Origin of the sequence: Flavobacterium sp. N2270 (assembly GCF_025947225.1) — a bacterium.
In the GTDB taxonomy this organism is placed as follows: Bacteria; Bacteroidota; Bacteroidia; order Flavobacteriales; family Flavobacteriaceae; genus Flavobacterium.
Genome location: NZ_CP110005.1, coordinates 778122 through 800885 on the forward strand (window position 1 = coordinate 778122; position 22764 = coordinate 800885).

A 22764-nucleotide genomic window follows, 5' to 3' on the forward strand; every position below is an offset into this window, starting at 1 on the left:
TATTAGTGCAAAAAAGATATTCTAAATATTTAAGGCCAATTAGTTACTTTTTTGATATTGTAGCTGTATTGTTACTTTTTCCTTACTTTTTTAAAGGTTCTAATGTGTCCTATCTTTTTTTTGGGACCTATCTTTTTTTAGCATGGACTATTTTGTCTTTTTTCTCAAAGCTTTATGCGGTATATCGATTTACCACTCCTGTTCAAATTTTAACTAAAGTCACGGTACAATTTCTATTATTCTTATTAGTTGTAATTTCTTTTTTTCCTTTTTATAAGACGTCTAATTTTAGTGGCTCGGCTATAGCTCTTTACTCAACAGCATTATTGTGTGTTGTTTTGATTTTTAAAGCTTTTTTATTCTTTTACATTAAAAAGTACAGACTAATTACCGGTAATAACTATAGAAATACAATTATTGTAGGTTATACTAAAGAAGCTATTGATTTAAAAAATATTTTTGAGAACAGACCAGATTATGGTTATCATTTTAAAGGATTTTTTTCTGATAAAAAAGAAAATAAAAACATAATTGGTAAATCAGATTTAATAAAAGATTTCTGCATGTCTGAAAAAATAGATGAAATATATTGTTCCTTAAATGAAATTTCAAATGAAAAATTAAAGGATTTAATATTTTTTACCGATCAAAATAAAATTGAATTAAAGTTTATACCTGATACTAAAGCTATTTTTTCAAAAAATCTTAAGGTAGATTATTACGAGTTGTTTCCTGTTCTTTCTTTGCGAAAAACCCCTTTAGATGAACCCTATATAAAAGCTTTTAAAAGAGTTTTTGATGTTGTTTTTTCTTTCTTTGTTATTACGCTTTTATTATCATGGCTAGTTCCATTAATGGCAATACTTATAAAACTTGAATCTAAAGGACCAATATTTTTTAAACAAAATAGGCCAGGTATAAACGAGTCTGATTTTGTTTGTTATAAGTTTCGTTCTATGAAAATAAATGAAAGTACTGAAATGGAAGCTTCAAGGAATGACCCAAGGGTTACAAAAATTGGGAAATTTATTCGTAAAACAAGCATAGATGAGTTGCCTCAATTTTTTAATGTTTTACTTGGTGATATGTCAATTGTAGGGCCAAGACCTCATTTATGGTCACAAAACAAAATTTACGCTTCAAAAATTCAAAAATATATGGTGAGACATTATGTCAAACCTGGCATAACCGGTTTAGCACAAGTAAAAGGATATAGAGGAGAAATAGAAACGGATGATGATATGATTAACAGAATAAAATTTGACGTATTCTATATTGAGAATTGGTCGTTACTAATGGATGTTAAAATTATATTTCAAACCGTTATTAATATTTTTAAAGGCGAAGAAAAAGCATATTAATGAGCGGATTAGTTTCTATAATAACGCCTAGTTATAATTCTGCAAAATATATTGCCGAAACCATACAGTCGGTTCAAAATCAAACCTATACCAATTGGGAAATGATTATAGTGGATGATTGTTCTTCAGACAACACTGAAGAGATAGTTAAGAAAATCCAACAATCTGACACTCGAATACATTTTTTTAAGTTAGATCAAAACTCAGGAAGTGGTGTTGCCAGAAATAAAGGAATTGAAAAAGCATCGGGCGAGTACATGACTTTTATTGATTCTGATGACATTTGGTTTCCTGAATTTATACAAAACAGTATTGAGGCAATTCAAACAAGTAATGCTCCATTTGTTTTTTCATCTTATAGGCGTTCTAATGAAGATTTAGAATTTGTATATTCTGACTTTATAGTTCCTCAAAAAGTAACTTATACAGATGTTTTAAAAAGCAACTCTATAAGTTGTTTAACCGCGTTTTTAGACATAAATACTTTAGGCAAGAAATATATGCCAAAGATTAGAAAACGTCAAGATATGGGTTTGTGGTTGCAATATTTAAAAGAGATTCCTTATGCTAGTGGAATACAACAAACTCAAGCTATTTATAGAATTAGAGAAAATTCACTTTCAAGAAACAAATTGAATTTATTAAAATATCAATGGGAGTTTTATCGTGATGTTGAAAAGTTAAACACATTCCAATCATTATATTATATGCTCCATTGGATGTACCGCGGATTTATGAAATATCGTAATTAAAGCATCGATTGAAATTGCTTTAATTTTCCTCTTTGGGTTCGTTTCAATATTTCTTTTCTATTATAAGTAAAAAGTAAACCTGGTTCTAAGTACTTTTCTATTGCTTTTTCAATTGCGTCAATTTGTTCTTTACTGAGTTCTATTTCGCTTACATAATCTATCTCAAAAGTATCTAATTTCGTTTGACGAACTATAAATTCTTTTACATTTCCATCGTCTTCAATAATACTTTTAGTTACGTAGTAAAAAGTTAAACCAGGCGATTTTTTTCCGCTAGGTAAAAGCGCTACATCACTTGTTCTTCCAATTAATTTTTTTAAAATGGGTTTCTTGGCGGTACTTTTTTCGTCTAAAACACCAACATCTCCAATTTCATATCTAATAAACGGATGTGCTTTATTGTATAATGAAGTAATTACAATTTTTCCTTCTACACCATTTGGAACGGGTTGATTATTTTCGTCTAAAATTTCTACAAACAAAGTTTCCGAGTTTACTTGCCATTCTCCTTTTGGATTTTGAAAAGCAATTAAATCCAATTCTGAAGCTCCATATTCATTCACTATTGGAATTCCAAGATGTTTTTCGAGAAGAGCTTTATCTTCATCAAACAACATTTCAGAAGTCACCATACAGACTTTTAAAGCCGGACAAACATCTGTTAGTATTATATTTTTACTTTTTAAATATTTCCCAAATAAAACTATTGAACTTGTGTATCCGTTAATGTAATCGAATTTTTTGGTTTTAAAATGGTTAAGAACGCCATCTAATTTTTTATCCGATAAATCAAAGATTGGAAATCGATAGCGCTTACTTAAATAATCTTTTAAACGTTCTTTTTGATAGCCTATAAAATCTAATGGAATTCCGTAAAATCTCGCTTGATAAGACTTGTTAAAATCAACATTATACCAACCAAAACGATGAATTATAGAAGCCCAAGTAATCGCATGTGCTTCTTTATCTTTTGCAAAAACAAAAGGATCGCCGCTTGAACCAGAAGTTTTATTTACAAATACTGATTTTTCTGAATAACCTTTAGAAAGTCTTTCTTTTAGTGGTTTTTGTAAGTTTTTTTTATTTAAAATTGGTAAATTATTCCAGTTTTCAAAAGTTTCCTTTTCCGCTAAATTTTTATAAAAAGTATTGTTTTTTAAGTGAAATTCAACAATTTCTCGCTTTTTATGCTCAATATATTTAGCGTAATCTTCATCAGTAACATTCAATATTTCCTTAAAGTCAGCTTGCGCTTTCTTAATTGGAAAACCATTTAGTTTTAAAGTAAGATTAAATAAGTTAAACATTGGAATTTATTTGAATCAAAAATAAAAAAACCAAAATCCTTAAACTATTAACTTCAAACTTTTTTTTAAAAATAAAACAAAGTATTTTTGCAGCAACAAACAACACAACAACATGACTATTTTACTTTTAGGTTCTGGCGGAAGAGAACATGCTTTAGCTTGGAAAATGCTGCAAAGCAAACATTGCACAAAACTTTTTGTTGCACCAGGAAATGCTGGAACAGAAGCAATTGCAACAAATGTTGCTATAAATCCAAATGATTTTCAAGCGGTTAAACAATTGGTTTTAGCCGAAAACATTCAAATGGTTGTGGTTGGGCCTGAAGATCCATTGGTAAACGGAATCTATGATTTCTTTAAAAATGATTCTCAATTAGCAACGATTCCAGTAATTGGTCCATCAAAATTAGGTGCGCAGTTAGAAGGAAGTAAAGAATTTGCCAAAGAATTTTTGGTAAAACATAATATTCCAACTGCAGCTTACGATAGTTTTACAAAAGATACTGTTGAGGCGGGTTGCGCTTTCTTAGAAACATTAAAAGCTCCTTATGTTTTAAAAGCGGATGGTTTAGCCGCAGGAAAAGGTGTTTTAATTTTACAAGATTTAGAAGAAGCTAAAACCGAACTTAGAAACATGTTGGTCGATGCTAAATTTGGCGATGCAAGTTCAAAAGTGGTTATCGAAGAGTTTTTAGACGGAATTGAATTAAGTTGTTTTGTTTTAACAGATGGTAAAAATTACAAAATTCTTCCAACAGCTAAAGATTATAAAAGAATAGGTGAAGGCGATACAGGTTTAAATACTGGTGGAATGGGGGCAGTTTCTCCAGTTCCTTTTGCGGATGCTATTTTGCTTGAAAAAATAGAAACAAGAATTGTGAAACCTACTATTGAAGGTTTGCAAAAAGACAATATTGAATACAAAGGTTTTGTTTTTATTGGACTAATTAATGTAAAAGGAGAACCAATCGTTATTGAATATAATGTAAGAATGGGTGATCCTGAAACAGAGGTGGTGATGCCAAGATTAAAATCTGATTTGGTTGCGATTTTTGATGCTATGGCAAAACAAGAATTAGATAAAATTGAGTTGGAAATAGACGAAAGAAGCGCAACTACAATAATGGTTGTTTCTGGTGGTTATCCTGAAGATTATGAGAAAGGAAAAGAAATTTCAGGACTTGATACTGTTGAAGATTCATTGGTTTTTCATGCAGGTACAAAACTAGAAAACGGTAAAGTTCTTAGTAATGGAGGTAGAGTTTTGGCTATAACATCATATGGAAATAGCTTTGAGGAAGCCATAAAAAAATCTTATCAAAATATAAATAAGTTACACTTTGATAAGATGAATTACCGAAAAGATATCGGATTTGATTTATGATATTAAATTCCTCTTTAAAAAAGGGGAATTTTTATTTTAAGAATGAGTGTGCCGTTGTATCTTGATCATCTTCATTATTTGCTTTGAAAATGTTCAATTGTTTAATCCAATACACAAAAGCACCACAACAAATAAGAATAAAGAACCAGTTGATAAAATTAGCTGCCCACCAGTTTGTTAATTCTAACTGTCTTAGTGCGTCAAAAGGTAAAAATAAAAAGTCTGAAAAAAGACTACCTATAGCTTCAAAAAATGATTTCATTATATAAAATGTTATATTTACATCACAAAAGTATAAAATATCTTTATGATAGCAAGCGTTTTTAGTAAAACAAGACCAATTAATTATTTATTAATTGGGTTTTTAATAGTTATTTGTTTTTTTTCATTGATTATTAGTGAAAATAAACTCTATTTTGATTGGCCAAATGTCTTAAATCAATCATTATTTTTATTTTTAATTATTGCTTCAACTGTATTAGTAAACTTTATTTCTCTAAAGAACAATTTAACTAAGAACAATACGTACGCGGCATTATTGTTTTTTATTTTCATGATGTTTTTTCCAGCTATATTTGAAAATAAGAATATTCTAATTTCTAATTTTTTACTGTTATTGGCCTTAAGAAGGTTAATCTCTTTGAAATCGATGCTCAATACCAAAGAAAAAATATTTGATGCTTCATTTTGGATATTTCTATCTGCATTATTTCATTTTTGGAGTATTTTTTACATCATTTTAGTGTTTATTTCAATTATATTAGATGTATCAAGAGATTTTAAAAATTGGTTAATTCCTTTTATTGCACTTTTTACAGTAGCTATTTTATTTTTTTTGTTTAATGATGTTTTAGATAATTCACTCTATGAAAGGCTAATTAACAAAACTTACGTTGGATTTAACTTCTCTTATTTTGAAAACGTATATCAAAATTTAGCGCTGGCAATTTTTACTTCTGTATCATTATTACTATTTGTAAGTTTTATAATGGGGATGAATCAGAAAATGTTAAATATGCAAACGTCTTACAAAAAGGTGCTTTTTTCTTTTGTCTTAGGCGTTGGAATTTTTATTCTTTCTGCCAATAAAAACAACGGATATTTGGCTTTTAGTTTAGCGCCTTTAGCTATTATTGGAGCTAATTTTTTGGAAGATTTAAAAACAAATTGGGTAAAAGAAACAACACTTTATATATTCTTTTTTCTAGGCGTTTTCTTTTTTATAACTCAATTATAGTTTATCTCCATAAGCTAAATCTCCAGCGTCTCCAAGTCCTGGAATAATATAGTTTTTTTCGTTTAGTTTTTCATCTAAAGCAGCAACCCATAAATGACAATTTTGAGGTAAATTCTCTTCTAAAAACTGAATTCCTTCTGGTGTTGCAATTACAACTGCTATATGGATTTCTTTGGGCGTTTCTTCAACAATTAATTTATTAAAAACAGCTACTAATGATTGCCCCGTTGCTAACATTGGGTCAATAAGAATCAGGTTTTTATCTTGAAAAGAAGGTGCAGCTTGGTATTCAACTAAAATTTCAAACTTGTCATCGTTATTATAATGATGTCTGTAGGCTGACACAAATCCGTTTTCAGCATCATCAAAAAAATCCATGAATCCAGTATGTAGTGCTAATCCTGCTCTTAAAATAGAGCATAAGACTACGTTGTCTGCAATAGTTGTAGTGTGCTTTATGCCTAAAGGTGTTTGTACACTAATTTCTTTGTACTCTAATGTTTTACTTAGCTCATAAGCCATTATTTCACCTATACGCTCTATGTTTTTTCTAAAACGCATACTGTCCTTTTGGATATTAACATCTCTTATTTGTGTTAAAAAATGATTTAAGATACTGTTCTGCTCAGAGATATAGTGAATTTGCATTGGAATAAAGTTTGTTTTTTCAGGATAAAAGTACAAAAAATCCTTATTTTTGTAGAAATTAAAACCATTTAATAATGTTTGCAGAATTTGCCTACCCTATTTTTGAAGAGAGTATAAAACTATATCATGTTATTGATGATGCGTATCAGCCTACTCAAAACCCTTATGAAAAAGGTTCAATTGAACATTTATTATTTGCTAAAAACTGGGTAGATACTGTTCAGTGGCATTATGAAGATATTATTCGTGATCCAAATATTGACCCTGTTGCCGCATTAACATTGAAAAGACAAATTGATGCTTCTAACCAAGTTCGTACTGATATGGTTGAATATATTGATAGTTATTTTTTAGATAAATATAAAGATGTTCAAGTAAAGCCTGATGCTAAAATCAATACTGAAAGTCCAGCATGGGCAATTGATAGATTATCTATTTTAGCATTAAAAATTTACCACATGAATGAAGAAGCAACACGTACTTCTGCTTCTGCTGAACATAAAGCAAAGTGTCAAGAAAAGTTAAATGTACTTTTAGATCAAAAGAACGATATGTTTGCTTCTATTAGTCAATTAATTGCAGATATTGAAAAGGGTGATAAATTCATGAAAGTATACAAACAAATGAAAATGTATAACGATGATGATTTAAATCCTGTTTTGTATCAAAACAAAAAATAGTCATCTTTAGATGTCTAAACAAAAACATATAGTAGTAATAAGGCTCTCTGCTATGGGCGATGTCGCAATGACCGTTCCTGTGTTGAGGGCTTTTTCTATTCAGTACCCTGATGTAAAAATCACGGTGGTTTCCAGACCTTTTTTCGAGCCTTTTTTTAATGAGATTCCTAATCTTGATTTTTTTCCAATAGATTTAAAAGAAAGACATAAAGGATTTTTAGGTTTATGGCGTTTGTTTTTAGATTTACGAAAGTTAGAAATTACAGCAATAGCCGATTTACATAATGTGCTTCGAACTCAAGTTATTCGAACTTTTTTTAAATTATCAGGAACAAAAGTTGCCGCAACAGATAAAGGAAGAGCAGATAAAAAAGCATTAACAAGAGCAGTAAACAAGGTTTTTAAGCCTGTTAAATCAATGTTTGACCGTCACGTTGAAACATTTAATAAATTAGGTTTTTCAATAGATTTATCAAATCCAATTTTTCCAAAAAAGACAATTTTGTCAGAAGAAATTTTAAAAGAGATTCTGTTTTTCAAGGGAATGAAGTTAATTGGGATTGCTCCTTTTGCACAGTATGATTCTAAAGTGTATCCATTAGATTTAATGCAAAATGTAATTGACGATTTAGCAAAAGAAGAAACCTATAAAATTGTTCTTTTTGGTGGTGGAAATGAAGAAATTCAAAAACTGAATCAGTTAAGAGGAAATCATCAGAATGTAATCGTAATTGCAGGAAAAATTAAATTAAAACAAGAATTAGAACTTATCTCTAATTTAGACGTAATGCTTTCAATGGACAGTGGAAATGCACATATTGCGGCAATGTTAGGTGTTAAAGTAATTACTTTATGGGGAGCAACGCATCCTTATGCGGGTTTTAAACCGTTTAATCAGCCTTTAGAAAATTCTATTACTTCAAATAGAGCACAATATCCTTTATTGCCAACATCTGTTTATGGAAATAAAAAAGTGGAAGGCTATGATGATGTAATGCGAAGTATTATACCTAAAACGGTAGTAGATAAAATAAAAAAGGAGCTTAATTAGCTCCTTTTTTTGTGTTTCATTTATATTTTAAACATCGTCAAAATCTACTTTTATAACATCTGTTGTTGGTAATGCTTGACAAGCTAAAACTAAACCTTCTGCAATTTCTGAATCGGTTAAAATAGAATTCTTTTTCATTACAGCAGATCCTTCTGTAACTCTACAAATACAACTAGAGCAAATTCCGCCTTGGCAAGAATAAGGAGCGTCTAAACCTTGTTTTAAAGCTGCTTCTAGAAGAGTTTGTTTTTGGCTCATTTCAAAAGTTGCTTCTTCATCATCTACTAAAACTGTAATTTTTGTATGTCCTTCTAACGTTCCAGCTTCTTTATTTTCTGCAGTAGAAGCAGTAAATAATTCAAATTTTATATCTTTTTCAACAATGTTGTTTTCTTTTAAAACCTCTGAAACCAAGTTGATCATTTCTTCTGGACCACACAAATAGTATTTATCAAAAGATTTTTCGCTGTGCTTGTTTTTTAGAACAAAGTTCACAGCTGATTTATCTATTCTTCCAAATAATTCCCCATCAATGTTCGATTTACTGTAAACATAATGAACAAAAAAGCGGGCTACATTTTGTAAATGCAATTGGTGTAATTCTTCATGGAAAATAGTTTCTTCAGGCGATTTATTTCCGTAAACCAAAACAAAAGTGCTTTTTGGTTCTTCTTCTAAAACCGTTTTAATAATTGATAAAATAGGTGTAATTCCACTACCAGCTGCAAAAGCAACGTAATTTTTTTGTTTATCAAAACTTGGTGCAAAAGTAAATTTACCTTCGGGTGTTCCTACTTCAATTACATTTCCAGCAGCTAATTTTTCGTTAGCAAAAGTGGAGAAAAAACCATTTTTAACTGCTTTTACCGCAATTCGTAATTCGCCACTTTTTGGAGAAGAGCAAATAGAATACGCTCTACGCACTTCTTGACCATCTAAAGTTAGTTTTAAGGTAACATATTGACCGGCAATAAATGTATAGTTGGGTTTTAATTCTTCAGGTATATTAAAAAGTATAGAAACCGAACTTGGTGTTTCTCTTCTAACTTCTTTTACAGCAAGTTTATAAAATGTTGACATGTTTTTATTTTTTACAAAAATACTAAAGATTATAACGATAAGAAACAAAAAAATATACCTAAGAGTTTTATACATAAGAAAATTATGTATAGATTTGTAGTGCTAAAATCATCAGGATGAAAAACTCACAATTGTATAAAGGAAGTTTAAATACCATTATTATGAAGCTTTTGGAAGAAAAAGGAAGAATGTATGGTTATGAAATTACCCAAAAAGTAAAAGAGATTACCAAAGGCGAATTGAACATTACCGAAGGAGCTTTGTATCCTGCTTTACATAAATTAGAAGCGGAAGGTTTGCTTGATGTTGAAGTGGAGAAAGTAGACAATCGTTTAAGAAAATATTATAAACTCACTGAAAAAGGTACAACAGAAACCGTAAATCGTTTAGCTGAATTGGAAGAGTTCATTAAAAATATGCAAACTATTGTGAATCCTAAATTGAGTTATTGAGATGAAACTATCAAAAGAAAGTATACAATCTATAGACAATTATCTCAAGCATGAAGGCTTTGTATATGTCGATATTCGAATGGAAATGGTAGATCATGTTGCAAACGCAGTAGAAGAGAAAATGGAAGTTGAAAACCTTAATTTTTATGACGCTTTTAAAAGTTATATGATTGCTCATAAAAAGGAAATTATGAAGCAAAGTAAAACAGATAGTAAGTCTCAATATTCATTACATTCAATTAAACATTTTTTGTTTTTTTTAGCAAAACCTTTTAATGTTGTTTTAGGGCTATTACTTTTCTTTGTTATTAAATTTGGAGGAATAAACGAGTTCTTTTCTAAAGCTTTTACATTTGGTAATTTGTTTTTTATAATAATTATGTGTTTGGCACTTTTTCAAGTAATATACTTTCATGTTTATTTAAAAGAACGTTTTTATTATATTGAAAAACTTGGAGGCATTTTAGCAATAATTTATTATTTACAACTGTTTCTTTCTCCAACTTTTAAGTCAACGAATTCACCTTATATATTTACTGTTTTTTCTTATGTTATAATAGCATATATGTTTTATTTTATAAAAACAGTTGTTAAGTTTAATTCCTTTAAGAAGAATTATTTATATGAAACTAAATAAACAGCAAATAGATCGTTTATACGAATTTACACGCCAACATTATGTAGAATGGTATGATTTACAAACTGAGTTAGTAGATCATTTGGCTAATTCTATAGAAACGCAATGGCAAGAAAACCCTAAAATAGACTTTGAAGACGCTTTACAAATTGAATTTAAAAAGTTTGGTGTTTTTGGGTTCATGGATGTGGTTGAAAAAAGGCAAGCTGCTTTAGGGAAAAAATACAACAAATTAATTTGGAAGCATTTTAAAGCTTTTTTTACGATACCAAAAATATTCCTCACCATCACATTAGTATTTGGTCTATTTTGGCTCTTTAAACTCGTCTTTTTTTATGAAATTTTTACTGTAGCAATAATAGTTATTTTCTTTTTAACGATAGTTGCGCTAATTTTTGAACGAAAAAAGTTTAAAAAAAGAACCAAAAAAACAGGTAAAAAATGGATGTTTGAAGAAATAATTTCGGGTTATGGCTCTTTTTCTGCAATTTTAATGTTACCCATACATGTTTTTAATGGCTTTTCAAATAAAATTGATACTTTACCAAATGATTATGTGCTTTTTGGAATAAGCTTAATTTTAGTTGCTCTGTTTTTGTCTTCTTATATTGTAATTGTTATTATTCCATCAAAAGCTGAAGATTATCTAAAAGAAACGTATCCAGAATATGGGTTTGTAGAATAAAAAAGGACACGTAAAGTGTCCTTTTTTATTAAATATGTTTTACGAAAACAAGGCTTTTAATTCTGTTGCTTCACTCGGTTTCATTTTCCCTGCTAAAACTAAACTCAGTTGTTTTCTGCGTAAAGCAGCTTCAAATCGTTGTTTTTCAATATCGGTTTGTGGTACAACCGGAGGTACTGGAACCGGTCTTCCAGTTTCATCAACAGCTACAAATGTGTAAATGCCTTCGTTTGCTTTGTTTTTAATTCCAGATTCACGGTCTTCAATCCAAACATCTATGTATATTTCCATTGATGAATTGAAAGTTCTAGAAACTTTCGATTCTACCGTAACAACACTTCCTAGAGGAATGGCTCTGTTAAAAGCAACATGATTTACCGATGCCGTTACACAAATTCTTCTAGAATGACGACGTGCAGTTATACTTGCAGCTCTATCCATTCGAGCTAATAATTCACCACCAAATAAATTATTTAATGGATTGGTTTCACCAGGTAAAACTAAATCAGTTAAAGTAGTAAGAGAATCAGAAGAGAATTTTGCTTCCATTTGTTTTTTTACAAAGGTAAGAACCAAAGAAATAATAAGACATAAAAAAATCCCAAATTTTGGGATTTTTTGTTATTCAATTAAAAGCCAAGCTTCAGTATTTTGTTCGGTTTGTATTTTTTGTTTTGCCAATTGCGCTTCTTCGAGAGAAGAGTAACTTTCATAAGCAACAGGAATTAAACCCGATTTATTTTTTTCTAAAAGGCGAGCAGAAAAACCTTTTTCTTTTAAGTTGTTTAATGTTGTTTGAGCATTTTCTTCATTTCTAAAAGCTCCGGCCACAATATGATAAGGCTTTAACTCTTCTTTTACGGGCAGTTCAACCGTACTTAACGGATTGCTTATGAAAAAAGTAGCTTCTTGTATTTTGTGATTAACTTTTTCTTGTACTTGTTTTTCAACGAATAAAGTTTGATTAGCAACTTGCTGATCATTGTACATTTTGTATCCAACAGTTCCTAAGCCTAAAAAAAGAACAATTGAAGCTGCGTATTTCACAAAACTATAATTGTTTTTTCTTTCAGGAGTAAAAATAATTGGAGCTTTTTCTTCAAGTTCTTCTACTTGAGTTTTTAACTGTTCTCTTGTAATAAGAGGCGAAACAAAGCTTGTTAACCCAAAAGATGAGGTTAGGTAATTTACATCTTCATAAGGTTCAAAAACCCAATTTAAATCTGCATTTGTAGAAATTTCACCAATTTTAGCTAAAACCACTTTTTCTCTTTGTTCCAAAGATGTGATCCATTTTGAAACTTGAAAAGCAATAACTTCAGAAGCTTTCTCAAAGCTAATGTTTTCTTGTAATGCAATATGATTAGCTAATAGTCCATCGTTATTTTTAACGTTTGGATTAAAAGTTATTTTTTTCTTTGGCGGATTAAATGTGCTAGCACTTCCAGCAACTTTAGCAGATTCTAGTTCGCTAATAAAAGCACCAAAACCCGGTAAGGTAACGCATTGAAATCTATATAATAATGCTGCTATGTGTTTTTCTATCATCATAAGGCAAAGTTAACTAAACAAGAACAATTGCAAAATTTTATCAACAAATTTTATTAACAATTGCAAAATGTATTTTTAAGGGAGTGTTTTTTTTAAAAAGTAACTTTTCTGACATTTATCATAAAATATTTAATTAGAAGTAAATACATTTGAAGGAATAAATAATTAGCATTATGAAAGTATTTAAAACAAGTTTGTTGGCAATTGCAATGTTAGCAATTGTTAGTTGTTCAGATAAGAAAAAGGAAGAGCCTTTTGGAAAAATTGAAACTACTGAGGAAGTTACTACTACTAACGAAGCTACAGAAAATATTTCTGATGGCGATTTAGCAATAGTAAATAAGGGAAAAGAAATTTTTGAAGGAAAAGGAACTTGTGTAGCTTGCCATCAACCATCTACAAAAGTTGTTGGACCAAGTTTAAAAGAAATTTCAGGTATTTATAAAGAGAAAAACTCCAGCATTGTAACCTTTTTAAAAGGAGAAGGAGAAGCAATTGTAGACCCGTCTCAATATGAAGTAATGAAAGCAAATTTTGCTATTACTAAAGCTATGAGTGATGAAGAATTACAATCATTAGAAGCGTATATTCATAGTTTTTAATGACATTTATTCAATAATTAGTTTAAAGCCCACGCGAGGAATGTTTTCAATTCTTACGTGGGTTTCGTCTTTAAATATTTTTCTTAATCTTGAAATAAAAACATCTAAACTTCTTCCTGAAAAGTAATCATCATTTCCCCATAAAGTATTTAGAATTTTCTCTCTTTTTAAAACACTATTAGCATTGTCTAGAAATAATTTTAAGAGTGTTGTCTCTCGTTCTGTAAGTGTTATTTTTTTAGTTCCAGTTTTTAATAAAAAATTTTCAGGTTCGAAAATAAACGAGCCTATATTATAGTTTTGATGAGTTCCAATACTGTTTTTTTGACTTCTGTTTAAGAATATTTCAATTTTTAAAATAAGTTCTTCAATAGAATAGGGTTTTATTAAATAATCATCTGCGCCAAGTTTTAATCCGTTAATTTTATCTTCTTTTAATGTTTTTGCTGATAAAAAAATAATTGGAATTTCTTCATTTCTTTTTCTAATTGCTGATACAATTTCAAAGCCATCCATGTCTGGTAACATAATGTCTAATACACATAAATCAAAATCAGAATTACAAAATAATTCAAAAGCTTCTTTTCCGTTATTAGAATGGGTGACATCAAAATGTTGCTCTAGATTATCTGCTGTTAAAAAAGCTAGAGTTTCATCATCTTCAACATATAAAATCTTTTTCTTATTCATAAATGTCTTTTTTTGGAATTTCAATTACAGCTAACAAACCATTATTTTTGTTTGATAATTTTATTTTCCAGTTATGTAATTCACATATTTTTTTAACATAAGCTAATCCAATTCCAAACCCTTCAATGTCCTTATTGTTTTTTCGAGCAACCCTGTAAAACTTATCAAAAACAAAAGGCAGGTCTTTTTCAGGAATTCCTGGCCCGTTATCACTTATAGTTAAGTTGTAGTTTTTATCGGTTTCAAAAAAATTAATTTCTATAACTGTTTTTTCAATTGAATATTTTGCTGCATTATCTAATAAATTAAACAATAAATTATAAAAATGAAATTCATCGGCATTTATTAAATAATTTTTTTGAAACAAAATCTTAAAGACAACTTCTTTTTGATGCTTGAGTTCAATATTTTCTTTAATTAAATCTAAGTTTTTAAGAATTTCCACTTTACTTTTTTGAAGTTCTATAGAGTTATTACTAGATTTCGCAACAGTTAAAATATTCTCAATATGTTCGTTTAGTTTAGCACTTTGATTAATGATAATCTCAATGTATTTTGATAGTTTAGGATTTTCAATTATTTCTTTTTGTTTTTTTGCATAGTTTGAAGCTATTAATATTGAAGCTAACGGTGTTTTAAATTCATGCGTCATATTATTAATAAAATCATTTTGTAGTTCAGTGTATTGTTTTTGCTTTAAGAGTAAAATTACCGAATAAACATAAATGATAAGTACAATAAAAAGAACAAAACTATATGCCCAATATTTATATAAACTACTGAATAGATTTTCGCTTAAGTTTGGAAATCTTAGTGCAAAATAATAAATTAATTCATCGTTTTTTGTAAAACAATCTTCGCACTTATTGTCAGATTCTCCTTTCGTTGAAATATAATTTCCATAAACCATTTTGTTTGTTCCACAATCGTAAATGGCATATTCAAAGTCAAGGTCGAGTTTTACTTTTGCAAATTCAGTTTTTAAATAATGTTCTAATATTACGTTTTCAAAAACATTTTGGACATTAACAATGTAATAATTTGAGGAAGTTTTTTTAATAAAATCAACATGTGGTAAATCATTATTATTATCAGCATAAATTCTAGAAACAACTTTAAGTAATGAAGAATGAATTTTATCTTCAATTTCTCTTTTTTCAAATAAATAAGCTTGATTTAATAAAAACAATTGCATTACCATTGTACCTATAATGGCAAGAAAACCTATAATAATTACTATATTTAGTTTGTTTAATTTCATTTTTATTTACCGTTAACATGTCATTAACAACAATTAATGAATGCTTAACAACAAAACTACTATTTACTTATTAGATTTGCTTATCAAAATTATAAAAAAACAAAAAATTATATCATGAAAACATTAAAAGTAACAATTGCAGCCTTATTTATATCGGCTTTGTCTTTTGCTCAAGCTCCAACAACACAAGAAGCAAAAGCTCTTGTAACAAATCAATCAGCACCTGCAACTATTTCTTCTATGAAATGGGTTAGTGAAACACACGATTTTGGAGATATTGAAAAAGGTAAACCAGTAACTTATGAATTTACTTTTACTAATACATCAAAAGAAACGGTTTTGCTAACTAATGTAAAACCATCTTGTGGTTGTACTGCTGCAAATTATACAAAAACTCCAATTAAACCAGGAGAAAAAGGAACAGTTGAAGCTACTTATAATGCAGCTGCACCAGGAAATTTTCACAAAACAATTACTGTAACTACAAATGAAGAAGGGGCTGCGCCAAAGGTTCTTATTATCAAAGGTTCTGTAAAATAAAAATATATTAATTCAACTATTACATCTTAAGGTTAGAAAACCACTCATTTTTGAGTGGTTTTTTTTATATTTATAAAATGGAAACAGTTTTTATAAATACACCACTAGGAACCGCAAAAATTAAAGGTGATGAAAATGGGGTTTGTCTTATTTCAGTTCTACAAGAAGGTGAAATTTCTAAAACAATCCCTTTAGAGTTGAAGTCTGCAGTTAAAGAAATAAATGAATATTTTGAAGGCAATAGAAAGAAATTTACTTTTTTAATGAATCCAAAAGGAACTGATTTCCAAAAAAAAGTATGGAAAGCACTTTTAGAAATTCCTTATGGAAAAACGATCTCTTATCTAGATTTATCTAAACAATTAGGCGATGTAAAAGCAATTAGAGCAGTAGCTTCTGCAAATGGCAAAAATCCACTTTGGATAGTTGTACCATGTCATAGAGTAATTGGTTCAGATGGTTCTTTAACAGGTTACGCAGGCGGACTTTGGCGTAAGAAATGGCTTATTGATCATGAAAATCCGCTTAAACAACAAACTCTTTTCTAAAACTCTTTTAAAAATATTCTTTTTTCTTACTTTTATATCACATTCTTAAAATGAAAACATGAAGTTTCTAAAAGGTTTTTTCAAATGGCTCGCCATAGTATTAGTATCTATAATTATCTTAATGTATATTTTCGATGTAGATTACTTACTTCGAGCGGTAAAAACAATTTATTTTAAAGGCTATACCACAGCTTTTTTAGAAGATTATAAAGATTTCCCTAATAGAGCAATTAAAAAGGGAACTGCTCAACCTTGGGCACTAGCCAAAGATTATAATTCAATAGAAGCTACTTCAACTTTAGAAAAAACACATAAAGAACTGCAAACGGCAGCTTTTTTAATTATTCAAAACGATAGTGTTTTTCACGAAAGTTATTTTGATGGTTATAACAAAGATTCAAAATCTAATTCTTTTTCAATGGCAAAAAGTGTGATTACCATGGCACTTGGTAAAGCTATAATGGAAGGAAAAATTAAAAGTTTGGATCAAAAAGTAATCGACTTTATTCCTGAGTTAAAAGGCGAATTTGCAAAAGAAGTTACCGTTGGCGATTTATCTTCAATGGCTTCAGGATTAAATTGGGATGAGCAATATTACAGTCCACTTTCTATTGTTACGCGTGCTTATTTTGATGACGATTTAAAGAAAGTAATGCTTGGTTTAGAAATCAATAAAAAACCAGGACAATCTTTTAAATATTTAAGCGGTGCAACACAATTGTTAGCCATGTGTATTGAAAAAGCAACTGGTGAATATGTTTCAGATTATGTTTCTAAATACTTTTGGCAACCAATGGGAGCAGAAAACGAAGCGCTTTGGCAATTAGATCATGAACCGGATGGAATTGAAAAAGCCTATTGTTGTATTGCAAGTAATGCGCGCGATTTTGCTCGTTTTGGAAAACTGTATTTAAATAATGGAAATTGGAACGGACAACAAATTTTAGACTCAACGTTTATTAAAAAATGCATTACGCCTCGTTTCGCTGAAAGTCCACAATATGGATATGGCTGGTGGTTACATGCTATAAAAGGCAAAGACTTATTTTATATGCGCGGTCATCTAGGTCAGTTTGTAATTGTTATTCCTCAAGATAATTTAATTATTGTTCGTCTAGGGCATTTAAAAGGATTGCAAACAGAAACTGATCCGCACAGCAATGATTTATATGTTTATGTAGAAGAAGCGTATAAGATGTTAGAAAAAAGAAAAACAACTCATTAATTAATTATATGATTGAAAAAATTAACCTTAACAATATTCTATTTTTAGATATTGAAACGGTTCCTGAGTATGATTCATATTTAGGAATGGATGAAGAAACCAAAAAACTTTGGGAAAATAAAACACAATACCAGCGTCGTGATGAGGTTACAGCCGAAGATTTTTATGAACGTGCTGGTATCTGGGCTGAATTTGGGAAAATCATTACTATTTCAGTGGGTTATTTTGTCAATAAAGCAGATGTTAGAAATTTTAGAGTCACTAGTTTTTGGGGTGAAGAAAAGAAAATTCTTCAAGATTTCTCTAATTTATTGAACCAACATTTTAATGGTGCGCAACATGTTTTATGCGGACATAATGCAAAGGAATTTGACATTCCGTTTATTGCCAGAAGAATGATTATCAATTCGGTTGCCTTGCCGGATAAGTTGAATTTATTTGGAAAAAAACCTTGGGAAGTTCCACATTTAGATACTTTAGAATTGTGGAAATTTGGTGATTACAAACATTTTACTTCGCTAAAATTATTAACGAAAGTATTAGGTGTTCCTTCTCCAAAAGGAGATATTGATGGTAGCGAAGTGGCTCGAGTTTTTTATATTGAAAACGATATCGATAGAATTATAACCTACTGCGAAAAAGACGTTATTGCAGTGGCACAAGTTTTTCTCCGTTTTAGAAGAGAAGAGCTTTTAATTGACGATGAAATAATTCATGTATAAATTTCAAAACACTTTGTTTAAAAAATAAATGGCTTAGTGAACTTAGTTTTTATCTTTGTGAACCTAGTGGTTAAAAAATTCAAATTATGGTATTAAGTAGGTTTTGGTTAGCAATTTTTATTTCATCAATTGTCTTTGTGGTAATCAGTTTGTTTTCTGGTACAACATATACTATTGATTATGTGTTGAATGGCGAAAAAGGAAATCCTATTTTAATATCTGAAAAATATATAGATCAAGTTCCTGCTTTTATAAAAGACAGTATCCAACTGAAAGACGATAAAACAATGATTGTTAATCGTAATTTGTCAGATCCTGATACGACGTATGTATACAAAAATCAAACGGTACAAATTTACAGCGGTGTTCAAAAATCGGATGGATTATTGGCAACTTGCAAAAGCAGCTTAGTAGATATAATAATACCGCTTATAGCTTATTTAGCTTTCTTTTGTGGATTGATGGAATTGTTAATTATATCTGGAGTTTCCGGAAAATTAGCCAAAGTTTTGAGTCCAGTTTTTGTAAAAGTATTTCCAAGTATTCCTAAAAATCATCCTTCTATTTCCTATATGACGTTGAATTTTGCGGCCAACTTTTTAGGATTGGATTCTGCTGCAACACCTTTTGGTTTAAAAGCTATGGAAAGTTTGCAAGAGCTCAATGAAGATAAAGATAGAGCTAGTGATGCGCAAATTATGTTTATGTGTTTGCATGCTTCCGGTTTAACGTTAATTGCAACTTCAATTATTGGATATAGAGCAGCGGCCGGTTCTAGTAACCCTGCAGATGTGATGTTGCCTTGTATTATTACTTCATTTATTGGTACCATCGCAGCCTTTATAATTGTGGGAATCAAACAAAAAATCAATTTCAAAAGTGCTTCATTGGCAATTGGCTTAATGACATTAATTGGGGCAATTATTGGCTTATTGATGTATGTAAATCATTTGGATATTATTGGAAAAAATTATTTTACATCTAATCTTTCGGGATTAATATTATTAGCAATAATTGGTTTTACCTTGCTTTATGCGTTCAAAAAAGAGAAATTATTTGCCGAAGCGAATACAACCGTTTTTGATGCTTTTGTAAAAGGTGCAAATAACGGTGTAAAAACTGGCGTTACTATTTTTCCATATGTTTTAGGAATGTTAGCTGCCATTTCATTATTTAGAAATAGCGGATTGTTTGATATTATAAGTAATGGTTTGGCTTTTGTTTTTTCAAATATTGGTGTAAATAAACAAATTGTCGATTCCTTACCAGTTGCTTTATTACGACCTTTTAGTTCTGCAGGTTCAAGGGGATTTTTGATTGATTCGATGAATACTTTTGGAGCCGATTCCTTAACCGGAAGATTGAGCAGTATTTTTCAATGTAGTGCAGAGAGCACTTTTTATGTAATTGCGGTTTATTTTGGCTCTGTGAATATAAAAAATACTCGTTATGCATTAACTACGATGCTTTTAGTAGATTTAATTTGTGTAATTACTGCCATTTTTGTGGCGACTTGGTTTTTTTAAAATATTAATTTATGAGGTTTTTACTATTTTTATTTATTCCTTTTATTAGTTTTTCTCAACTTGATTTTAGTAAAACAAATGAGAAAACAAAAAGGCTTGCGATAAAATATCTTAAAAAAGAAAATATTCCAGCGATGTCGATTAGTATTTCTTATAATGATACTATAATATTTTCTGAAGGATTTGGATTTGCTGATTTAGACAAAAAGACACCTGTCATACCTTCTAAAACAAAGTTTGAAATTGCTAGTATAACAAAAACAATAACCGCTTCAGTTTTAGGCAAACTGTTTGAAAATGGAACTTTAGATTGGGACAAAAGTCCTTATTTATATTTAGATAGTCTTCCTAAAAAACAATATAGTTTTACAATCAAACAAATTGCTGGACACATTGCAGGGTTAATTAGACATCCTAGTGAAGAGGATTGGACACCTGAAAACACTTATTCAAAAAAAGATTTTTACAGAGTTTTTCGTAAAGATTCATTATTAATAAAACCTTACACGAAATTTTGTTACAGTAACTATGGTTATAAGTTACTTGGGTTTATAATAGAAAAAGTTACAAATAAAGATATATTTCAAGTTCAGAATGAATTTATTTTTGAGCCTTTAAAAATGAGTAATACTTTTATTAATGATGGAATATATGATGACAATACTGTTACCTTTTATTCGTCTATAGACGAGAAAAAAGAAAAAGCAAAATATGTTTATAATAATTCAATGTATTCTTCAGGATGTCATTTATCAACTTCAGAAGATTTAATTAAGTTAGGAAATGGGTATTTATTTCCAAATAGAATATTAAAACAAGAAACATTAATAGAGTTAATAAAATCTCAAAAGTTAATTGATGGCCGTAAAACAGATTACGGAATGGGTTTTTTTGCACGTAAGGATGGATATAATAATTTTTATTATGGTCATGGAGGTGGTGCTATTTCTGCTAGAAGTGAACTAAAAATTTATCCTAATTCTAAACTAGTTATTGTTATGTTAGCTAATAAATCAAAAATAAAGGACGATTCTTTAGTTGAAGAAATTGCTAATAATTATATAGAGCTTTTAAAACATTAATGAATAAAATGTAATTAATTTTTTTGATAAACTAGAATTTCACAAATACTTCAATTATCCTTAACTTTACGTTTTTAAAAACAACACACATGGATTTTATATACCAAGACCCGTATCCTATTTTAAAAGACGATACACAATACAAGAAAATTTCTTCAGAATACGTAAAAGTTGAAAAGCTAGGCGACAGAGAAATTTTAACTATTGATCCAAAAGGATTAGAGTTATTATCTGAAGTAGCAATGAACGATGTTTCATTTATGCTTAGAACAAAACATTTAAAAAGTTTAGCAAACATATTAGATGACCCAGAAGCGACCGATAACGATCGTTTTGTGGCGTATAATTTATTACAAAATGCTTCTGTTGCTATTGAAGGCGAATTGCCTTCTTGTCAAGATACAGGAACCGCTATCGTAATGGCTAAAAAAGGAGAAAACGTATTTACAGGCGTAGATGATGCTGAATGGCTTTCAAAAGGGATTTTCAATACCTACGAAAAGAAGAACCTTCGTTATTCTCAAATTGTGCCTATTAGCATGTTTGAAGAAAAGAATTCGGGTTCCAACTTACCTGCACAAATAGATATTTATGCTAAAAAAGGAAGTTCTTACGAATTTTTATTCTTAGCAAAAGGTGGAGGTTCGGCAAATAAAACATTCTTATACCAAAAAACGAAATCATTATTGAATGAGAAAGGAATGGAAGAATTTGTTCGTGAAAAAATCAAAGATTTAGGAACATCTGCTTGTCCACCTTACCATTTAGCTTTAGTAATTGGAGGAACATCTGCCGAAGCCAATTTAGCAACGGTTAAAAAAGCATCTGCTGGTTATTTTGATGAGTTACCAACTTCAGGAAATATGGCCGGTCAAGCTTTCCGTGATTTAGAATGGGAAAAAAGAGTACAAGAAATTTGTCAAGAAAGCGCTATTGGTGCACAATTTGGAGGAAAATACTTTACACATGATGTTCGTGTAATTCGTTTACCACGTCATGCAGCTTCTTGTCCGGTTGGACTAGGAGTTTCGTGTTCTGCCGATAGAAATATTAAGGGTAAAATTACCAAAGATGGTATTTTCGTAGAACAATTAGAAACCAATCCAGGTCAGTTTTTACCAGAAGTAGCACCTCATTTAGAACCAGCTGTTGAAATTGATTTAAACAAACCAATGAATGAAGTTTTAGCTGAATTGACAAAATATCCAATCAAAACACGTTTAAAATTGAGCGGAACAGTTATTGTGGCTCGTGATATTGCTCATGCTAAAATTAAAGAATTATTAGATGCGGGTAAACCAATGCCTGATTACTTTAAAAACCATCCAATATACTATGCTGGACCTGCAAAAACTCCAGACGGAATGCCTTCAGGAAGTTTCGGACCAACAACAGCGGGTAGAATGGATCCTTATGTAAATGAGTTTCAAGCGGCAGGCGGAAGTATGATTATGCTAGCCAAAGGAAATCGTTCGCAACAAGTTACTGATGCTTGTGCAAAACATGGCGGCTTCTATTTAGGTTCTATTGGAGGACCAGCTGCTATTTTAGCAAAAGACAATATCTTAAAAGTTGAGGTTGTTGATTTTGAAGAATTAGGAATGGAAGCGGTTCGTAAAATTACAGTTAAAGATTTCCCAGCATTCATTATTACCGATGATAAGGGAAATGATTTCTTTGCGAATTTGTAAATAGATAAATATTTTAAAAGAGAAAAGGCTGCCTAGAAATCTAGAGCAGCCT

Annotated in this window: 25 protein-coding genes; 17 read left to right on the forward strand and 8 right to left on the reverse strand. The window is 29.9% G+C overall.

Translation table 11 applies throughout. The features are described 5' to 3' along the window. Positions 1-5: 5 nt before the first annotated feature. Positions 6-1361, forward strand: coding sequence for an undecaprenyl-phosphate glucose phosphotransferase (locus tag OLM55_RS03600; protein WP_264560056.1), 1356 nt, complete (start codon positions 6-8; stop codon positions 1359-1361). Continuing rightward, positions 1361-2113 carry a glycosyltransferase family 2 protein gene (locus OLM55_RS03605; RefSeq protein ID WP_264560057.1) on the forward strand — a complete coding sequence of 251 codons (753 nt, stop codon included), beginning with the start codon at positions 1361-1363 and terminating at the stop codon, positions 2111-2113. The genes OLM55_RS03600 and OLM55_RS03605 overlap by 1 nt, the downstream gene beginning before the upstream one ends. On the opposite strand, the gene OLM55_RS03610 is transcribed toward OLM55_RS03605, so the two are convergent. Beyond that, the gene (locus OLM55_RS03610; RefSeq protein ID WP_264560058.1) at positions 2110-3420 is read right to left on the reverse strand and encodes a phenylacetate--CoA ligase family protein; all 1311 of its coding nucleotides are present in this window, start codon (positions 3418-3420) and stop codon (positions 2110-2112) included. The genes OLM55_RS03605 and OLM55_RS03610 overlap by 4 nt on opposite strands. Before the next feature lie 112 nt (positions 3421-3532). On the opposite strand from OLM55_RS03610, the gene purD reads away from it, so the two are divergent. Beyond that, positions 3533-4804, forward strand: a complete 1272-nt coding sequence (purD, locus tag OLM55_RS03615) for a phosphoribosylamine--glycine ligase (RefSeq protein ID WP_264560059.1) — start codon at positions 3533-3535, stop codon at positions 4802-4804. A 31-nt stretch (positions 4805-4835) separates the two neighbouring features. Here the strand turns inward: purD and OLM55_RS03620 are convergent, their stop codons facing one another. Then, complete coding sequence (locus tag OLM55_RS03620) at positions 4836-5066, reverse strand: DUF6341 family protein (RefSeq protein ID WP_264560060.1); 231 nt, start codon at positions 5064-5066, stop codon at positions 4836-4838. A 45-nt stretch (positions 5067-5111) separates the two neighbouring features. Between OLM55_RS03620 and OLM55_RS03625 the strand changes: the two genes are divergently transcribed. After that, positions 5112-6041 (forward strand): DUF6427 family protein, encoded by a 930-nt coding sequence (locus OLM55_RS03625; RefSeq protein ID WP_264560061.1) that lies wholly within the window; start codon positions 5112-5114, stop codon positions 6039-6041. Here the strand turns inward: OLM55_RS03625 and upp are convergent. Further along, positions 6036-6689: a uracil phosphoribosyltransferase gene (gene upp / locus OLM55_RS03630; RefSeq protein WP_264560062.1), complete on the reverse strand. Its 654-nt coding sequence runs from the start codon at positions 6687-6689 to the stop codon at positions 6036-6038. The genes OLM55_RS03625 and upp overlap by 6 nt on opposite strands. Positions 6690-6763: 74 nt before the next feature. On the opposite strand from upp, the gene OLM55_RS03635 reads away from it, so the two are divergent. Both OLM55_RS03635 and OLM55_RS03640 read left to right on the forward strand, forming a co-directional pair. Next, a complete protein-coding gene (locus OLM55_RS03635) occupies positions 6764-7369 on the forward strand; it encodes a DUF4254 domain-containing protein (protein WP_264560063.1) in 606 nt (201 codons plus the stop codon). Positions 7370-7379: 10 nt separating this feature from the next. Next, positions 7380-8420 carry a glycosyltransferase family 9 protein gene (locus OLM55_RS03640; RefSeq protein WP_264560064.1) on the forward strand — a complete coding sequence of 347 codons (1041 nt, stop codon included), beginning with the start codon at positions 7380-7382 and terminating at the stop codon, positions 8418-8420. Positions 8421-8447: 27 nt separating this feature from the next. Here the strand turns inward: OLM55_RS03640 and OLM55_RS03645 are convergent, their stop codons facing one another. Next, positions 8448-9500 (reverse strand): ferredoxin--NADP reductase, encoded by a 1053-nt coding sequence (locus tag OLM55_RS03645; protein ID WP_264560065.1) that lies wholly within the window; start codon positions 9498-9500, stop codon positions 8448-8450. 116 nt (positions 9501-9616) lie between these two features. On the opposite strand from OLM55_RS03645, the gene OLM55_RS03650 reads away from it, so the two are divergent. From OLM55_RS03650 to OLM55_RS03660, 3 genes are read left to right on the forward strand one after another with little or no spacing between them, the layout of a single operon-like run. Then, positions 9617-9952 (forward strand): PadR family transcriptional regulator, encoded by a 336-nt coding sequence (locus tag OLM55_RS03650; protein ID WP_221259458.1) that lies wholly within the window; start codon positions 9617-9619, stop codon positions 9950-9952. 1 nt (position 9953) lies between these two features. Next, positions 9954-10589: a hypothetical protein gene (locus OLM55_RS03655; protein WP_264560066.1), complete on the forward strand. Its 636-nt coding sequence runs from the start codon at positions 9954-9956 to the stop codon at positions 10587-10589. Further along, positions 10576-11274: a hypothetical protein gene (locus OLM55_RS03660; RefSeq protein WP_264560067.1), complete on the forward strand. Its 699-nt coding sequence runs from the start codon at positions 10576-10578 to the stop codon at positions 11272-11274. Before OLM55_RS03655 ends, OLM55_RS03660 begins: the two co-directional genes overlap by 14 nt. A gap of 39 nt (positions 11275-11313) precedes the next feature. Here the strand turns inward: OLM55_RS03660 and OLM55_RS03665 are convergent, their stop codons facing one another. Together OLM55_RS03665 and OLM55_RS03670 are read right to left on the reverse strand one after the other, a co-directional pair. Further along, positions 11314-11823: an acyl-CoA thioesterase gene (locus OLM55_RS03665; protein WP_264560068.1), complete on the reverse strand. Its 510-nt coding sequence runs from the start codon at positions 11821-11823 to the stop codon at positions 11314-11316. 72 nt (positions 11824-11895) lie between these two features. After that, positions 11896-12825, reverse strand: coding sequence for an SPOR domain-containing protein (locus tag OLM55_RS03670; RefSeq protein WP_264560069.1), 930 nt, complete (start codon positions 12823-12825; stop codon positions 11896-11898). Between the two features lie 173 nt (positions 12826-12998). Here OLM55_RS03670 and OLM55_RS03675 point away from each other — a divergent pair, with 173 nt between their 5' ends. After that, positions 12999-13427, forward strand: coding sequence for a c-type cytochrome (locus OLM55_RS03675; protein ID WP_264560070.1), 429 nt, complete (start codon positions 12999-13001; stop codon positions 13425-13427). 6 nt (positions 13428-13433) lie between these two features. On the opposite strand, the gene OLM55_RS03680 is transcribed toward OLM55_RS03675, so the two are convergent. Both OLM55_RS03680 and OLM55_RS03685 read right to left on the reverse strand, forming a co-directional pair. Beyond that, positions 13434-14117 (reverse strand): response regulator transcription factor, encoded by a 684-nt coding sequence (locus OLM55_RS03680; RefSeq protein WP_264560071.1) that lies wholly within the window; start codon positions 14115-14117, stop codon positions 13434-13436. After that, the gene (locus OLM55_RS03685; RefSeq protein ID WP_264560072.1) at positions 14110-15378 is read right to left on the reverse strand and encodes a sensor histidine kinase; all 1269 of its coding nucleotides are present in this window, start codon (positions 15376-15378) and stop codon (positions 14110-14112) included. Before OLM55_RS03685 ends, OLM55_RS03680 begins: the two co-directional genes overlap by 8 nt. Before the next feature lie 114 nt (positions 15379-15492). Here OLM55_RS03685 and OLM55_RS03690 point away from each other — a divergent pair, with 114 nt between their 5' ends. The 7 genes from OLM55_RS03690 (at position 15493) to OLM55_RS03720 (ending at position 22712) form a co-directional block, all read left to right on the forward strand. After that, positions 15493-15918, forward strand: a complete 426-nt coding sequence (locus tag OLM55_RS03690; RefSeq protein WP_264560073.1) for a DUF1573 domain-containing protein — start codon at positions 15493-15495, stop codon at positions 15916-15918. A 77-nt stretch (positions 15919-15995) separates the two neighbouring features. Further along, the gene (locus OLM55_RS03695; RefSeq protein WP_264560074.1) at positions 15996-16466 is read left to right on the forward strand and encodes a methylated-DNA--[protein]-cysteine S-methyltransferase; all 471 of its coding nucleotides are present in this window, start codon (positions 15996-15998) and stop codon (positions 16464-16466) included. A gap of 58 nt (positions 16467-16524) precedes the next feature. Beyond that, a complete protein-coding gene (locus OLM55_RS03700; RefSeq protein WP_264560075.1) occupies positions 16525-17691 on the forward strand; it encodes a serine hydrolase domain-containing protein in 1167 nt (388 codons plus the stop codon). A gap of 8 nt (positions 17692-17699) precedes the next feature. Next, on the forward strand, positions 17700-18413 hold the full coding sequence (locus OLM55_RS03705) for a 3'-5' exonuclease (protein ID WP_264560076.1): 714 nt from the start codon (positions 17700-17702) through the stop codon (positions 18411-18413). An 86-nt stretch (positions 18414-18499) separates the two neighbouring features. After that, positions 18500-19939 (forward strand): nucleoside recognition domain-containing protein, encoded by a 1440-nt coding sequence (locus OLM55_RS03710; RefSeq protein ID WP_264560077.1) that lies wholly within the window; start codon positions 18500-18502, stop codon positions 19937-19939. 11 nt (positions 19940-19950) lie between these two features. Then, positions 19951-21021, forward strand: a complete 1071-nt coding sequence (locus tag OLM55_RS03715; protein WP_264560078.1) for a serine hydrolase domain-containing protein — start codon at positions 19951-19953, stop codon at positions 21019-21021. 89 nt (positions 21022-21110) lie between these two features. Beyond that, the gene (locus tag OLM55_RS03720; protein WP_264560079.1) at positions 21111-22712 is read left to right on the forward strand and encodes a fumarate hydratase; all 1602 of its coding nucleotides are present in this window, start codon (positions 21111-21113) and stop codon (positions 22710-22712) included. Positions 22713-22764: the final 52 nt, after the last annotated feature.

Coding starts and splice junctions, on each gene's coding strand:
- OLM55_RS03605 (WP_264560057.1), top strand. CDS start 1,361: ATGAGCGGATTAGTTTCTATAATAACGCCTAGTTATAATTCTGCAAAA.
- OLM55_RS03610 (WP_264560058.1), bottom strand. CDS start 3,420: ATGTTTAACTTATTTAATCTTACTTTAAAACTAAATGGTTTTCCAATT.
- purD (WP_264560059.1), top strand. CDS start 3,533: ATGACTATTTTACTTTTAGGTTCTGGCGGAAGAGAACATGCTTTAGCT.
- OLM55_RS03620 (WP_264560060.1), bottom strand. CDS start 5,066: ATGAAATCATTTTTTGAAGCTATAGGTAGTCTTTTTTCAGACTTTTTA.
- OLM55_RS03625 (WP_264560061.1), top strand. CDS start 5,112: ATGATAGCAAGCGTTTTTAGTAAAACAAGACCAATTAATTATTTATTA.
- upp (WP_264560062.1), bottom strand. CDS start 6,689: ATGCAAATTCACTATATCTCTGAGCAGAACAGTATCTTAAATCATTTT.
- OLM55_RS03635 (WP_264560063.1), top strand. CDS start 6,764: ATGTTTGCAGAATTTGCCTACCCTATTTTTGAAGAGAGTATAAAACTA.
- OLM55_RS03640 (WP_264560064.1), top strand. CDS start 7,380: ATGTCTAAACAAAAACATATAGTAGTAATAAGGCTCTCTGCTATGGGC.
- OLM55_RS03645 (WP_264560065.1), bottom strand. CDS start 9,500: ATGTCAACATTTTATAAACTTGCTGTAAAAGAAGTTAGAAGAGAAACA.
- OLM55_RS03650 (WP_221259458.1), top strand. CDS start 9,617: ATGAAAAACTCACAATTGTATAAAGGAAGTTTAAATACCATTATTATG.
- OLM55_RS03655 (WP_264560066.1), top strand. CDS start 9,954: ATGAAACTATCAAAAGAAAGTATACAATCTATAGACAATTATCTCAAG.
- OLM55_RS03660 (WP_264560067.1), top strand. CDS start 10,576: ATGAAACTAAATAAACAGCAAATAGATCGTTTATACGAATTTACACGC.
- OLM55_RS03665 (WP_264560068.1), bottom strand. CDS start 11,823: ATGGAAGCAAAATTCTCTTCTGATTCTCTTACTACTTTAACTGATTTA.
- OLM55_RS03670 (WP_264560069.1), bottom strand. CDS start 12,825: ATGATGATAGAAAAACACATAGCAGCATTATTATATAGATTTCAATGC.
- OLM55_RS03675 (WP_264560070.1), top strand. CDS start 12,999: ATGAAAGTATTTAAAACAAGTTTGTTGGCAATTGCAATGTTAGCAATT.
- OLM55_RS03680 (WP_264560071.1), bottom strand. CDS start 14,117: ATGAATAAGAAAAAGATTTTATATGTTGAAGATGATGAAACTCTAGCT.
- OLM55_RS03685 (WP_264560072.1), bottom strand. CDS start 15,378: ATGAAATTAAACAAACTAAATATAGTAATTATTATAGGTTTTCTTGCC.
- OLM55_RS03690 (WP_264560073.1), top strand. CDS start 15,493: ATGAAAACATTAAAAGTAACAATTGCAGCCTTATTTATATCGGCTTTG.
- OLM55_RS03695 (WP_264560074.1), top strand. CDS start 15,996: ATGGAAACAGTTTTTATAAATACACCACTAGGAACCGCAAAAATTAAA.
- OLM55_RS03700 (WP_264560075.1), top strand. CDS start 16,525: ATGAAGTTTCTAAAAGGTTTTTTCAAATGGCTCGCCATAGTATTAGTA.
- OLM55_RS03705 (WP_264560076.1), top strand. CDS start 17,700: ATGATTGAAAAAATTAACCTTAACAATATTCTATTTTTAGATATTGAA.
- OLM55_RS03710 (WP_264560077.1), top strand. CDS start 18,500: ATGGTATTAAGTAGGTTTTGGTTAGCAATTTTTATTTCATCAATTGTC.
- OLM55_RS03715 (WP_264560078.1), top strand. CDS start 19,951: ATGAGGTTTTTACTATTTTTATTTATTCCTTTTATTAGTTTTTCTCAA.
- OLM55_RS03720 (WP_264560079.1), top strand. CDS start 21,111: ATGGATTTTATATACCAAGACCCGTATCCTATTTTAAAAGACGATACA.